Genomic DNA, 14169 nt, shown 5'->3' with positions numbered 1-14169 from the left:
CTTGCAGGATTACATTCGCACCGGTGTACGCTTGAACGCGCGGGTTACCCCGGAACTGCTCCTGCAAATCTTTTACCCCAACACTCCGCTGCATGATGGTGCTGCCATCATCGTGCGCGATCAGGTTGCCGCGGCTGCCTGCGTCATGCCGCTGTCTGCCAGCGGTATCCTCAACCGCTCCCCGGAGCGGCAAATGGGGCTGCGTCATCGCGCAGCGTTGGGCACCTCCGAAGCAAGCGATGCGATTGCGGTAGTCGTATCCGAAGAGACCGGTTCAATTTCCATCGCTCATGGCGGACGGATGATTCGCCGGTTGGATAGCGAACGGCTGGAAAACATTTTGATGGCTTTTTATCAGCCGCCCCCAAAAAGTACCAGTTTGATAGATTGGTTCAAAAAGAACCGCAAGCCACCGGTTTTTCGGGAGGATGGTGAGCGATGATCGAGGTTTTACGCCGCTTACTGCGCCTGTTACCCTCCCTGATCACGGCCTTCATTCTTGCACTGGCAGTGTGGATCTCCGCAGTCAGTTCCAGTGATCCGCTCAGCGAGCGCACTTATCCCAATCCGCTACCTATTGAAATCATCGGACAGGACCCCGGATTGGTGATCACCTCCAGCATTCCGAGTTCGGTAACGGTTGTTCTGAGCGCCCCGCAATCCATCTGGAATCAGCTGAATACCGAAACTGGTGCGGTACGCGCCTTCCTTGACCTTTCCGGTCTGGAAGCCGGCAGTCATTCTGTACCGGTCAGGGTACAAATCAGTGTCCGCCCGGTGCGAAAAATTGCCCAATCGCCCCAATCCATCACCGTTACACTGGAACGACTGGCCAGCAAGGAATTTCCAATCCGGGTTGTAACCCGCGGCAGCCCGGCAGTCGGCTACACAGCCGACAGCCCGACCCTCAGCCAGACCTCGGTTACGATTAGCGGCCCGGAATCTCAGGTCAACCGCGTCGCGGAAGTTCAGGCAATCATAGACCTCTCACAGGCTACCGAAACCATCACCCGCACGGTCAATCTGGTTGCAGTGGACGCCAACGATAACCCCGTCAACGGGCTGAGTTTACTGCCAGATCGCGTCACGATACGGCAGAATATCTCCCAACGCTTTGGGTACCGCAACGTGGTTATTAAGGTAGTGGTCTTGGGTCAGGTTGCCAGCGGTTACCGCCTGACGAATATTTCAGTTTTTCCCCCGGCAGTTACGGTCTTTTCGGCCGACCCGCAAATTGTCAGTGATTTACCCGGTTTTATCGAAACCGAACCGCTCAACATTAATGGTTTGAAGGATGATCTGGATATTTCCTTGAGTCTCAATTTACCCCCCGGTGTTTCAGTGGTTGGCGATCAGACCGAAGTACTGGTTCGGGTGGGTATTGCCGCAATTGAAAGCAGTTTAACCCTGCCGAGCATACCGGTTGAAATTACCGGTCTGCAGCCGGGGCTGAGTGCTGTCATTTCCCCAGAAACGATTACCGTAATCATCTCTGGGCCGGTCGCCCTGCTCGACCGACTGCGCGCTACCGATGTGCGCGCCGTGGTGGACCTGACCGCCCTGACGGAAGGTAGTTACCAGATCGAGCCGGAAGTGGAAATTCTGATTGCTGAGTTGAAACCCGAATCGCTCCTGCCAGAAAGCGTGGAGGTCATCATTACGCGGACAACCCGCTCAACCAGTGGTACAATCACCCCTTGAGGTGAAACGATGCGAAAACCGATTGTTGCACTGGTGGGGCGTCCCAATGTTGGCAAAAGCACCCTGTTCAACCGCCTTGCCGGTGAACCGCTGGCAATTGTGGATGACACCCCCGGCACTACCCGAGACCGGTTGATGGCCGAGTCGGAGTGGAACGGCCGTTACTTCTTTATTGTTGACACGGGCGGCATTGACCCCTCCACGGGTGGTAAAGAGGCACTCTCGATTGGCTCGGCAGACTATATTCAACAAATCCGTGCGCAGGCTGAACTGGCCATCCGCGAAGCGGATGTGGTTTTATTTCTCACGGATGCAACCAGCGGCGTTACCCCTGCTGATCAGGAAGTTGCTCAGATATTGCGCCGCAACCAGAAAATTATTGAAGGCAAGCCGCACCCCCCCGTGCTGCTGGTGGTCAACAAAGCCGATAACCAGACTTTTCGCAGCGGAGCAGCCGAGTTTTACGAACTGGGTATCGGCGAGCCGTATCCCATTTCTGCCCTGCACGGAACAGGCACAGGTGATTTGCTGGATGATTTGGTAGCCTCGTTTCCGCCCGAGTTGGAGGAGGAAGAGGACGATTCGGTCAAAATTGCCATTGTGGGCAAGCCCAACGTCGGCAAATCCAGCCTTTTAAATCGGCTGGTTGGGGAGGAACGCGCCATTGTCAGCCCGATAGCCGGCACAACCCGCGATGCGGTGGACACGAAAATTGAATATGAAGGTATAGAGATCACCCTGATAGACACAGCCGGCATCCGCCGGCGGGGAAAAATCGAACCAGGTGTTGAAAAATACAGCGTCATCCGCTCGATGCGAGCCATCGAGCGAGCCGACGTTGCTCTGCTGATGATTGACGCCACCACCGGCATTACTGCGCAGGATGCCCACATTGCCGGTTATATTCTGGAATCCCACAAAAGCACAGTCGTACTGGTCAATAAATGGGATGCGGTTGAGAAAGATAACTTCACCATGCAGAATTACACCAACCGTATCCGTCAGGAACTGAATTTTATTGACTATGTACCGATTTTGTTTATTTCAGCCAAAACTGGTCAAAGGGTGGATCAGGTGCTGCCGCTGGCATTGAAAGTACAGGAAGAACGGCTGGCCCGCCTGACGACCGCGCAATTGAACCGCATTCTTCACAATGCCCAGGATGCCCACCACGCCACCTCGCGCACCGGCAAGTCCTTGCGAATTTACTATGGGACTCAGGTACGCAGCGATCCCCCCACCTTCCTGATTTATGTCAACGACCCGAAACTGGCCCATTTCACCTACCTGCGTTATTTAGAAAACGCCATTCGGAAGGAGTATCCCTTTACTGGCACACCCATCCGGTTGGTGTTGAAACCCAGACGTTAGAAAAAGGTTAGAAAGCAAACCGCAAGGGTTGACGATGGAGCAAGGTGTGGTAAAATATAGGACGCGATGCGGGGTAGAGCAGAGGTAGCTCGTCGGGCTCATAACCCGGAGGTCAGTGGTTCGAATCCACTCCCCGCTACTAGAGTTAAACCCTTTGCAGGGTGCAAGCAACCAGAGCCTGTCGGGCTCTGGTTTTTCGTTGCCCAAAGGGCCGCAGACGCGAGCCTGGCGCACAGCGGTAGAAATTTTTTCAAAATGGAGGAATTTCTTATGAACCGCAGTTCGCCGGGTACGTCAAAATCCAAAGTTTCACTTTCCTTAGCCAAAGCCATCGACGGCTTCCTAAAATTCAAAACAGCAGAGGGATTAAGCCAACGCACAATTACCTCCTATGAGTTCACTCTTGGTCATTGGTTGAAATACATTGGAGACCGAGAGGTGTAGGAAATTCAATCTTCCGACCTGATCAGCTAAATGGCCTGGTTGAGAACCGAGTATAAACCGAAACGTTGGAAGGGTAGCTCCGAGCCGTTGTCCGCCAAATCCATTCGAAATGTATGGGTAACATTCCGATCCTTTTTCGGATGGCTGCAGGTGGAGTTTAAATTCCCGAATCCAGCTAAAGAAATTGCCGCTCCGAAAAATCAAAAACATCCGGTTTAGACCTATACCAAAGAGAAAATAGAGAATCGGGAGTTAGAAAACTTGTTGATATTTTTCTTGATCCGTGCCCGTTGAGTTCCGTCAATTCGAAGACCAACGGAGAAAATTATTAAATTTTCCCCAAACAAAAATTAACATTGTTCCAACCAAAAGACTTGAACCCCCAAAACCGAACCAGCAGGGGAATCAATAAGGGATTAATGGATCGTCAATTGCTTTGCCAGACGCTTGGCCAGCGCCACAAGGATGAGAATCGGCGGCAGCCCTGGTGCTTTGGGCAAAACGCTGGCATCGCACACATACAGGTTCTTCACCTCGGTCATCAGGTGTTCATCCACTACGCGCCCAATGGCTGCCGTGCCGCCTGGGTGGGCACCCTGCACCACCGAATGCCGGATTGAATTAGGCGGCACGCCAGCCTTGATCAGAATTTCCTTCGCGGTCTGCATACCCGCCTTCAGCTTTTGCCAATCGGCATCAGTCACCGGCTTCGAAACACTCCCATCGGCATAAACCTTGCCAGCAGGTTCGTCAACGATTTTCGTCATCAGTCCAGCCAATCGCTGGGTGGGCATTGCATACCCCACTGGGCCAAGTTCCAGCAGGCGAACCTCCCGGGAATGGTTGATTTGCGTAGCAAGGATAAAACCACGCTCCGGGTGATATTCCATGTCGACCTGCGCCATTTGAGGCTCATTGATTATATTAAAATCGTCTGTTACGCCGTAGGTATTGACCAGAAGATCAACGAACAACCCCTCACCAGCCTGCGGGATGCCCGAGTTTTGCAAAATCACCGGCGTACCCAAGCCGCCTGCCGCCAGGATGATTGTTTCGGCATGCAGTTCGACCGACCCGTCAGTAAGATCGACTTGCACGCCGCGCACCTGGCCGTTTTCCTGCAGCACGCGCCGCACCTTGGCCTGGTAAAGCACCTTGGTACCCAACCGTTCGGCTTCCTGCAGGTAGGCCAGCGCACTCCAGCGGGCGCCGCGGGCACAGCCCAGCGAACAATGTCCGCAGCTAATGCAACGCTCCGCGTCAATGCACTTAGTCATGTTCTGAAAGCTGTGCCCCAGCAGGTGTGCCGCTTCCCGCAGGCGAAGCCCCCCGACCGAGATGCGTCCATCCGGCAGGGGCGAAACAGCAAGGTCTTTTTCAGCTTCTACCAGTTCTTCGTTCAGATCTAACCCATAAGCGGCCAACTCTTTCTCCGAGCTGCGGGAGATGTTGCCCATTGCCACCATAGTCGCACCTCCCGCCATGAAAGTCCGCCATAGGATCACACCTTCTTTGGACTTTTTGGGAATTTTCAATGCGTTGACATCGTAATACCGGGTACAGTCCGCAAATGTCCCCACTTTTTGCTCCACCTTCCCCTGCTCCACCACCAGCACCGGCCTGCCCCGTGTGCTCAGTTCGCGGGCTAATGTGGCACCGCCTGCGCCTGAACCCACAATGATGGTTTGGTAATTCCTGGTTTCCATTCTAGACTCCTTTATATCAGATTAGAAGCATATTTCCCCCAGCCAACTGCTTTGCTTGGGTATAAAAAAGAAAAAGGCCGAATGGTGTCCGGCCTTCCAAAAAACTATGATGATTCAGCCTTTACTGCGAAAATACAACAATGACAAATTTATTGTAGCACTTGGGTGTCCAATTTTCAATCCCGGAGGGCAAATCAAACCTCCCGTCCAAACAAGGCAGGAGGTTTTATGGTTCACCTTTTGATGCAATCTTACTTGACCGGCTCGGCGATAAATTCAGCACCTTTGCGCAAAAAGGCTAAGTAGTCAGTCACGCTGAAATGGATGGATAAAGCTGCTTCAACTTAATGCGTGCATCAGGTGTCCGGAACTGCCAGTCGATCTTGGCATTGGCCTCATTGCGTTCAGTCGCCAAAGCCTGGGCTTCCTGATGGAACCCATGCTCTTCGGGGATGTAGTTCTTGATCGTTCTGCCAAAGACACTCAACTCGATTTCGGCCATGTTGAGCCAACTGCCATGTTTGGGGGTGTAATGAAACTCCAGCTTTTTCAGGATCCGCCGCGCTTCTGCGGGTGGAAAGACTTGGTAGAAAGCAGCCGGTTTATGGGTACCGAGGTTATCCAACACCACACGAATGACCTCCGCTTCGGGATAGACTTCGTCCACCAACCATTTCATGCACTGGGCAAACTCCTGCATGGTGTGTTGGCTGGTCACCTGGATGTGGTGTTTGCCCGTCAGCGGTTCAAACAGCATATGCAGGTAGGCCACACCATTGCGCTGATACTCATAATCAATCCGCTTGCGCTTGCCGGGTTCCGCGGGCAAGCTCTTACGCCTCTCACCAATCAAAGCCCGCCGCCATTCGTCGTAACATACCTGGGGTCGTTTTGGGTCATAGGGCTGTTCGTACAGGTCCAGCACATCTTCCATGCAGGCCACATACTCTGCGCTCGCTTCCGGGATGCACCACATTTCCTGCTGCCAGGGCTTCAGTTTGTTTTTTTGAGCGTGCGGCGCACGGTTTCATACGAAACCGCTTCCACCACGCCCAGTTGCACCAGCTTCCCTGCCAGCAGTCGCAAAGTCCAGTGTGCGTGTCCTTCAGGGGCATCGGTGCAAGCCGTCGCAATCAGCGTAGCCTCTGCTCGTCCATCCAGCTTGCGCTTCTGTCCGGGTCGTGGGTCTTCGTTCAAGGCGCGCTCCAATCCATCCACCACAAAGCGTTTGCGGATCCGTTCGACACACGGGCGGCTGACGTTCAAAGCTGCCATGATTTGTGGATCGGATAATCCTTCATCGGCCTTGAGCAAGATCATTGCTCGTTTGAATTGTCTCGCTTTCAGGCTGCCTTTGCGGGTCATCTCTAACAACTTGGCTCGATCCTCTTCGCTCAGATTGATCAGGTACGTTTTTCGTGGCATCTCCAGGGTCTCCTTGCCCCGGATGGTTGCAACTTCTATTCCATCTTATTCACTATGACTGACTACTAAGTTGTCCAGCAGGAAGCACTGGTGATGGATTGGCAAATGTGTCTTCAGGCTGACTTCAATAACCTCCAGCGGCAGCACCGGCAGGTTGAACAGCAGTTCGCTTCGGAACACCATGTTGGCAATGCGCTTCTCAGCAATCTGTTCGGCCAGTCCGTTTCCTGGCACCAAAACTGTCTTGATGTCGTTGCGGCACGGATTAAGATCAACCTTTGATCCGTACACTATCAGAACTCCGCTCAGGGAGATCAGGGACTCGTAATTTTAAATCCAGGGCAAGTTCATCCAAATCACGGTAGTGGGGTTTTTCAGCAGAGGCGAGCCTTTCTCTTCATTGGAAATGATCGTTGTGCAGTTGGCGGTGCCGCTGCGCATTTCAGGTTCGTAGGACGGTATCCAGGATTTTTGCTCATACCCCAAAGGTCGGCGGTAAATGCCCCACGGGGGTATCGAATCCACTCCCCCCATCTAACAAAAACTGCACTCTCCCAGAACTGTGTTTTTTTGATTACCGAAATGCGCTCCAAACGCAAACTCTTTATTCTCACAGAATAAAATCAAAAATAATACAGAACCGACCAACAACCCGAGGATTGGCAAAAGGCAAGATAGAATATATACAAGAGTAACCAATGTTTCCTTAATTGGTTATAATGAATTGGGGGATAATGAAGAAAACAGGAATTTTTAGTGGATTTTGGTTTCCGAGAAAGGAAACGTGATGAACGAGGAAGCGAATAAACACCAGGAAAACCACGAAACTGCCCGTACTCAACGGCAGCAGCTGGAACAGCAACAGGAAATTGAACGGCAAAAACGTCTGCTGGAACAGCAAAAGCTGGATCAGGAGCAGGCGTTGAAACAAAAGCCTCAACAAGAGCAACGCCAGCAACTCGACCAACAACAGGAAATTGAACGCAAGAAGCGTCAGCAAGAACAACTCAAGCTGGATCAGGAACAGGCGTTGAAACAAAAGCCCCAACAGGAGCAACGCCAGCAACTGGAGAAACAGCAAGAAATCGAACGCAAAAAGCGCCAACAAGAGCAGAAGCAGTTGGAACAACAATTGGAAGAAAAGCGCAAACTGCTGCAAAAACAACAACAGGAAATCGAAGAGGAACTGAAACGCAAACGAGGATAGATTGGTTTTTTGGCCTTCTTATCCATCTCTCTAGAAAATTACTCTCTATTGCCACAGCTTCTTGATAAGCATGATATTTTTCTTTGCAGTTTTTGATTCCTATTCCTGATCTATGTCAAATTTATATAAATCGCAAATTTTTTGTTTCTTAAAAAAATTCTTCTTTGATATGGAGTATCCCTAAGAAAAATTGTGTTTGAATTAATATTCTCATCCACTTTGGAGCTGGTAACCTTCTCATAAAATTCATCTTTGCTCCTGTGGATTGGCGTTGATATTGCAACTGTGATAAATTACATCTACAGGTAATCCTTTCATATACACAACATATTACAGGTGGCTGCATGCCTCTTCGAATACGGTTGAGTCTTCTAATCCTTTCCTGTTTCATGGTGTTCTTCACCGCCCCGGCCGAACCGCCCCTCCTGCCGGCATCCGAGGCCGCAAAAAATGACCTGTGGTCAGCATTCAACCAGCGGTTGCAGTCCAATGCAGCCATCCGACCGCTGGCTTTTGACCTCTTTACGCCCGAACTGGATACCGCCTTCCTGACGGCTGACGGAAATACCGCCGTTCTCTGGCTGGCGCTGCGGGATGATTATGGACGGCGGCTGGCAACTGAACCCGGTCTTGCCCTGGCGCGCCAAACCCCAACCGGCTGGCAGATTTTACTGCCCGGTGATCCTGACTGGCAGGAAATGCTGATCTCCCTTCCCCCTCAATCGCTCCCCGGTGAAATTCAGCCGCTGCCTGCAAATTTACAAAACGAAGAAATCATCATCCATGCTCCCCTCACCGGTTATTACCTGCCCTACGCCGCCGGTACCGCCCGCTGGATGGAAGGTTCGATCAGCCATTTTCAGTTTATTCCCGAACTGGGGTATCCGTCCTGTTCAATCGAATATTGCCGCTATGCCTATGATTTCACCGATTACACTTCCTTTCCGCTGCTGGCTTCCAAAGAAGGGTATGTCCTTGCTTCACGCGATTCCTGCCCGGATGGCAGCCCGACCTGCACCAATTACATCGTCCTCCACAACCGTGCCGAGGACACCTATCAGATTTACCTGCATCTCGCCTACGGCACCATCCCGGACAAATTGACGCCCGGCACCTTCGTCCAGCGCGGGCAGTACATTGGCGACAGCGACGATACCGGTTACAGCACCTCCCAGCATGTTCATTTCATGGTGGTTGACAAAAACACGCTCTACTTCAGTAACAGCGGCTATTATTGGGGGCGCTCGATGGATATCCGCTTTGCAGATGTGCCCATTAACAATGGCATCCCGCGCAATTGTTACGAGGTGACCCGCTTTCCCATCTACGACGGGGCAACTGAGTGCCTGGGCAACAAACTTGACCCGCGCAATCCGGCTAACGACTGGTATGTTTCCGGCAATGTTGGCGCATTTCCGCCAACCGGCAGCCTCACCCGGCCGGCAGCCGGAGCAACGCTGCTGGAAGGTACCGGCTCAATGATAGACGTCACTGCCACCGCAACGGATGATGTGCGCGTCACCGGAGTCAGACTGGTGGTCAAGGTCAATGGTCAATGGGTGGAAGCCGGCCCGAAAGTCACTACACCGGTACAGTCCAGCCTATACGATTGGGATGTGGATTTATGTTCCGCCGGCCCATTAAATGGCGAGGTGGAAATTGCCTTGCGGGCATGGGATCATGAAGGCAACATGGCTGCCGCACTTAGCCCGCGCAGCGTCTTTGTGGATCATGCCTGTCCGCCCTCTGCCAGCCAGTTGAAACTCGCCGAAGTATTCGATTCAACCGCGGTGCGGTTAAGTTGGGATGGATTCGATAACGGGGCTGGTTTTGGCGGATTTGAGCTGCAATGGCGGCAAGAGCCGGACACCTGGCAGAATGGCGGTATTCTCACCATTCCCTCCCATCGGCGTTCGGTCTGGTTTGTGGGCAAGCCGGGCGCATCATACGCTTTTCGCCTGCGTGCAATAGACATCAACGGTCAGGTTGAAGATTGGCCGGCCGGTGATGCTGCCGAAAGATTCGCAACACTGCCTTCATACTGCCAGTCGGATGAGAACGAACCGGATGACACCCCCGCTCAGGCACGGTCGTTAAGGGCGGGCGAATGGCTCTCAGCCAACCTGTGCGGCGCAGACAATTCTGACTGGTATCGCATCGAAATTTTGAGTGCCGGCAACTATCTGATTCCTGCTTTTTCCCATAACGGCGGCGCTGCGGTGAAAATGCGCCTGTTTGCACAGGATGCCGCCAGTGAAGTGGCTGCAGCGCAGGCCGCGGCTGCCGGAGAAAACGCCTATCTCCGTTTTCACTCACCCGGCAGCGGAATTTATTACCTGCAGGTTGAATCCCTGCTGCCCGACCTGATGGGAACGGAGGCAGTTTACCGCCTGAACCTGTGGGAAGTACAGGATACCTTTCTGCCGTTGATTTCTCGCTGAAGAAAAGTTCAAAACAAAAATTATCCCGCTCTGACAATCAGCGCGGGATAATTCGTTCCTCCGTTCACCGGGCAAGGTTCCGGCCTGTGCTTTACGGAATCTGGAACAGGCCCAGTTCCTTAACATCTTCTTCGGTCACTTCGGGCAAACCCAGAATCACATCCACCTGTCGGTCGAAGGCATCCGGTAATTTGTATTTCAGGTAATCGGCAGTCATGACCACGGCTTTACGGGCTGCCTCTTCAGAGATGCCCAGTTTCTCGGAAATCCGTTTGATCAGTTCTTCCATTTCTGCCTCCTTTCAGCCAACCGAATTGTTGACTATACAAAGGATAGCACGCAAATGTAAGATTTTCATTAATCCATGTGGCGGATAACCGCATCCCCAAATTCAGAGCATTTGAGCAGCGTTGCCCCTTCCATCAAGCGATGAAAATCATAGGTAACCGTTTTTGCCTGAATTGCGCCTTCCATGCCGCGGATTATCAGGTCGGCTGCTTCATTCCAGCCCATATAGCGCAGCATCATCTCACCCGAGAGAATCACCGAACCGGGGTTGACCATGTCCTTGTCAGCGTATTTCGGCGCCGTGCCGTGGGTGGCTTCAAACACGGCGTGTCCGGTATCGTAGTTGATGTTTCCACCGGGTGCAATCCCAATTCCGCCCACCTGAGCCGCCAGCGCGTCGGAAAGGTAATCGCCGTTCAGGTTCATGGTTGCCAGCACATCAAAATCCCGCGCACGGGTAATGGTCTGCTGAAAGACAATGTCGGCAATCACGTCTTTGACCAGCAGTTTGCCGGCCTTGAGAGCCGCATCCTGCTCGGCATTCGCCGCCTCTTCGCCTTTTTCAGCTTTGGTGCGCTCCCACTGCGCCCAGGTGTAAACCTGATCGCCAAACTCCTGTTCGGCCAGTTCGTAACCCCAGTTGCGGAATGCGCCTTCGGTGAACTTCATGATGTTGCCCTTGTGTACCAAAGTCACACTGCGCCGTTTATATTGCAAAGCATAGCGCAGGGCAGCCCGAACGAGGCGGTAAGTCCCTTCCTTCGAAATGGGTTTGAGGCTAAAGGCTGCCGTCCCCGGGAATCGGATTTTCTGATATTCCTGGGGAAAATTCTCCTGCAAGAGTGCTTTGAAGCGCTGGTTAGCCTCGCTGCCCAGTTCAAATTCAATACCGGTATAAATGTCCTCGGTGTTTTCGCGGAAGATGACCATATCCACATCTTCCGGTCGGCGCACCGGCGAAGGCACGCCCTTGAAGTAGCGCACCGGCCTCAGACAAACATATAAATCCAGAGCTTTCCGTAAGGCAACATTCAACGAGCGAATCCCGCCGCCCACCGGCGTCGTCAATGGGCCTTTGATACCCACCAGATATTCTCGAAATGCCGCCAGGGTTTCTTCGGGCAGCCAGTTGCCGGTTTGCTGGAAGGCTTTTTCACCCGCCAGCACTTCCAGCCAGTGAATTTTACGCTTCCCGCCGTAGGCTTTCTCCACTGCCGCATCAAACACCCGCTGCGAAGCCCGCCAGATATCCCGCCCGGTGCCGTCTCCTTCCACAAAGGGGATAATGGGCTGGTCAGGAACCATTAACTGCCCCCCCTCCATGCGTATTTTCTCACCTGATTGGGGTTTTTGTGGTGCAGGTACGCTCATCCTCTTTCCTCCCGGAGAAAAAAAATATGAAATTGATGATGAATATCTCGATTATATCAAAATCCCCCCGCCGCCAAAGCGGATCAGGCACCCCCTTTCTTGGCTATAATTAAATCATTCCATCTTATCCAGCCTTTCTTCCAAATCAATGTAGACGATGAAAAGAAACGCAACATTCTTAACCGCTCTGGCAGCATTTTTGATTCCGGTTTCGGTTATTACATTTTATTATGTCACCCACAAACCCTTTGACTCCTCCTTTGCGCTTGCCTTCAGTCTAAACCTGTGGCGAATCCTGCTGGCAGGGTCAATCCTTGCACTGGCAGGGGGAATCGGTAACCGAATCCTGCGCCCATTACCCTTTCATCCATTGGCCAGTCTGGCAATGCAGGCAATTTTTGGCCTGGGGCTGATCGCTCTGCTGATTCTGCTCATCGGCAGCCTGCTGGGAGTTCACAGATGGGTGTTTGCTCTGCTTCTGCTGGGAGGATTATTCCTCACGCGTCACTCGATTCGTCTCTGGTTGGAACACTGGAAAACCTGGAAAGAGATCATCCAAAACGGCAGCACCAGCGAGCGCTGGATTTGCACCTTGATTCTACTGGCACTTTCCTCACCCTTATGGACGGCACTTGCTCCCCCGATTAAGTATGACGCGCTGGTTTACCACCTTACCCTGCCGCAAGCCTACCTTACTGCCGGGCATATCACCCACCTGCCCTGGCTGATGATGAGCGGCTACCCCCAAAATGCTGAAATGCTCTATCTGTTGGCAATGTCTTTGGGAGGCGCATCCGCTGCCACCGTTCTGGGCTGGTCATTTGCCCTGCTGGGATTGTCCGGTTTATTCGGCTGGCTGGTGAACCATTGGGACAGCCGAACAGCCTGGGCAGGCTGCGCTGCTGTGTTTGCCGGTTCCACGCTGATTCTTTCCAGCGGGTGGGGATACGTGGACTGGTTGGGTCTCTTGTTTGGTCTGGCTTGCCTGATCAGTCTGGATGGTTTTCACAAAACATCGCAATCTTCGTACCTCTGGCTGGCAGGTGCCATGGCCGGCATGGCCATCGGTACAAAATATCCGTTTGGCACACTGGCGCTGGTTGGTTTGAGTACAATTATTTTTCTCTCGCGCCGTTCGCTGAATCTCCTCCCCAGGCGGGTATTGACCTTTGGATTAGCAGCCACCCTTTTCACCCTGCCATGGCTGATGAAGAACGTTCTGTTCACCGGCAATCCGGTTTATCCGTTCTTCTTTCCAGCAGCCGAAATGGATGAAACCCGCGTCTCCATCTATTTTGAGGATGAACCGTATGGCGACTGGCAGGATGTGATATTTTTACCCTGGCGGGCAACCATATGGGGCATCGAAGGCGGCCCCGGCTACGCCGCCTCAATTGGACCGCTGCTGCTCGGCTTTGGTTTGCTGGCCTGGATTGGACGGCACAAGTTGACCCCTGAACAACAGCAGACCTTACAATTGGTCTCCGTGTTTGCTCTGGCTGGCTGGGTGGTGTGGGCTATTGGAGGACGTTTTACGGGTTACCTGCTGCAAACACGCATGGTCTATCCACTGATGCCTGGCTTTGCTGCTCTGGCGGCATTCGGTTTCCGCTCGGCCAGTTCCTTACAGTTATCCACCATCCGCCTGCAGCGTGTGCTGTCCGCCATGCTCCTTCTGGTGCTTGCCTTCACCACCGTGGAAGTTCATCTCGACTTGTTCAAACACTCCACACCACAAACAGCCCTCGGCATCACCAACCTACAGGACTATCTCGCCGCAAATACCGGCTGGTATCAACCGGCAATGGAAGCCATCCGCAGCCTGCCCCCGGGCAGCCGAACCCTGATGATATATGAACCACGCGCTTTCTACTGCCTGCCGGCCTGCAAACCGGATGAAAACCTGGACCGCTGGCGGAGCAACTGGATGCGTTACGCTGATTTTTCGGCAATCCGCCGTCAGTGGCAGAACGAGGGGTTTACCCACCTGCTGGTCTTTCGTTTAGGTGTAGAATTCATGAAAGATAATCCCGACCCCAAACACCCGCTTCCCAGCCTTCTGGCGCTTGAAGCGTTTCTGGACACGCTGCCGACTTTTGAAGACATTGGGGGAGTTTATCAGTTATACTCGCTGGAATAATTCTGCTCAGGAGGAGTTTGAAAATGGCGCTTTCAAAAGATGGTGTGTTCTACCTCGGCAAACAGTACGATCCTG

The 14169-nt window shown here is 52.8% G+C and carries 12 protein-coding genes and 1 tRNA gene; 7 read left to right on the top strand and 6 right to left on the bottom strand.

All coding sequences use genetic code 11. The annotated features are described in order from the left end of the window. The 4 genes from VAE48_RS13045 to VAE48_RS13030 all read left to right on the top strand — a co-directional run. Positions 1 to 442: DNA integrity scanning protein DisA nucleotide-binding domain protein (locus tag VAE48_RS13045; protein ID WP_322793768.1), on the top strand; the 442-nt coding region annotated here is incomplete at its 5' end. Continuing rightward, the gene (locus VAE48_RS13040) at positions 439 to 1701 is read left to right on the top strand and encodes a YbbR-like domain-containing protein (protein WP_322793767.1); all 1263 of its coding nucleotides are present in this window, start codon (positions 439 to 441) and stop codon (positions 1699 to 1701) included. The genes VAE48_RS13045 and VAE48_RS13040, both read left to right, overlap by 4 nt. A gap of 9 nt (positions 1702 to 1710) precedes the next feature. Beyond that, positions 1711 to 3072, top strand: a complete 1362-nt coding sequence (der, locus tag VAE48_RS13035; protein WP_322793766.1) for a ribosome biogenesis GTPase Der — start codon at positions 1711 to 1713, stop codon at positions 3070 to 3072. A 67-nt stretch (positions 3073 to 3139) separates the two neighbouring features. Next, positions 3140 to 3211: transfer RNA gene (locus VAE48_RS13030), tRNA-Met, on the top strand. A 721-nt stretch (positions 3212 to 3932) separates the two neighbouring features. On the opposite strand, the gene VAE48_RS13025 is transcribed toward VAE48_RS13030, so the two are convergent. The 4 genes from VAE48_RS13025 to VAE48_RS13010 all read right to left on the bottom strand — a co-directional run bounded on the left by VAE48_RS13025 (position 3933) and on the right by VAE48_RS13010 (position 7172). Then, positions 3933 to 5222, bottom strand: a complete 1290-nt coding sequence (locus tag VAE48_RS13025) for an FAD-dependent oxidoreductase (protein ID WP_322793765.1) — start codon at positions 5220 to 5222, stop codon at positions 3933 to 3935. 310 nt (positions 5223 to 5532) lie between these two features. After that, a protein-coding gene (locus VAE48_RS13020; RefSeq protein ID WP_322793764.1) for an IS630 family transposase occupies positions 5533 to 6647 on the bottom strand; the annotation gives its coding sequence in 2 pieces (ribosomal slippage) (positions 5533 to 6230 and positions 6230 to 6647; 1116 coding nt in all). A 45-nt stretch (positions 6648 to 6692) separates the two neighbouring features. Beyond that, on the bottom strand, positions 6693 to 6881 hold the full coding sequence (locus VAE48_RS13015; RefSeq protein WP_322793763.1) for a hypothetical protein: 189 nt from the start codon (positions 6879 to 6881) through the stop codon (positions 6693 to 6695). Positions 6882 to 6977: 96 nt separating this feature from the next. Beyond that, positions 6978 to 7172 carry a hypothetical protein gene (locus VAE48_RS13010; RefSeq protein ID WP_322793762.1) on the bottom strand — a complete coding sequence of 65 codons (195 nt, stop codon included), beginning with the start codon at positions 7170 to 7172 and terminating at the stop codon, positions 6978 to 6980. 262 nt (positions 7173 to 7434) lie between these two features. Here VAE48_RS13010 and VAE48_RS13005 point away from each other — a divergent pair, with 262 nt between their 5' ends. Both VAE48_RS13005 and VAE48_RS13000 read left to right on the top strand, forming a co-directional pair. Continuing rightward, complete coding sequence (locus tag VAE48_RS13005) at positions 7435 to 7854, top strand: hypothetical protein (protein ID WP_322793761.1); 420 nt, start codon at positions 7435 to 7437, stop codon at positions 7852 to 7854. 344 nt (positions 7855 to 8198) lie between these two features. Further along, positions 8199 to 10295, top strand: a complete 2097-nt coding sequence (locus VAE48_RS13000) for a peptidoglycan DD-metalloendopeptidase family protein (RefSeq protein WP_322793760.1) — start codon at positions 8199 to 8201, stop codon at positions 10293 to 10295. Positions 10296 to 10386: 91 nt separating this feature from the next. Here VAE48_RS13000 and VAE48_RS12995 read toward each other — a convergent pair whose 3' ends face one another. Together VAE48_RS12995 and icd are read right to left on the bottom strand one after the other, a co-directional pair. Continuing rightward, positions 10387 to 10584, bottom strand: a complete 198-nt coding sequence (locus VAE48_RS12995) for a hypothetical protein (RefSeq protein WP_322793759.1) — start codon at positions 10582 to 10584, stop codon at positions 10387 to 10389. A gap of 68 nt (positions 10585 to 10652) precedes the next feature. Continuing rightward, the gene (gene icd, locus VAE48_RS12990; protein ID WP_322793758.1) at positions 10653 to 11954 is read right to left on the bottom strand and encodes an NADP-dependent isocitrate dehydrogenase; all 1302 of its coding nucleotides are present in this window, start codon (positions 11952 to 11954) and stop codon (positions 10653 to 10655) included. A 157-nt stretch (positions 11955 to 12111) separates the two neighbouring features. Between icd and VAE48_RS12985 the strand changes: the two genes are divergently transcribed. Further along, positions 12112 to 14094, top strand: a complete 1983-nt coding sequence (locus VAE48_RS12985) for a hypothetical protein (RefSeq protein WP_322793757.1) — start codon at positions 12112 to 12114, stop codon at positions 14092 to 14094. The last annotated feature ends 75 nt before the right edge of the window (positions 14095 to 14169 follow it).

The sequence above is a fragment of the Bellilinea sp. genome (genome assembly GCF_034432615.1).
Lineage (GTDB): Bacteria > Chloroflexota > Anaerolineae > Anaerolineales > Anaerolineaceae > Bellilinea.
This window is presented reverse-complemented; position numbering and strand designations above follow the sequence as displayed.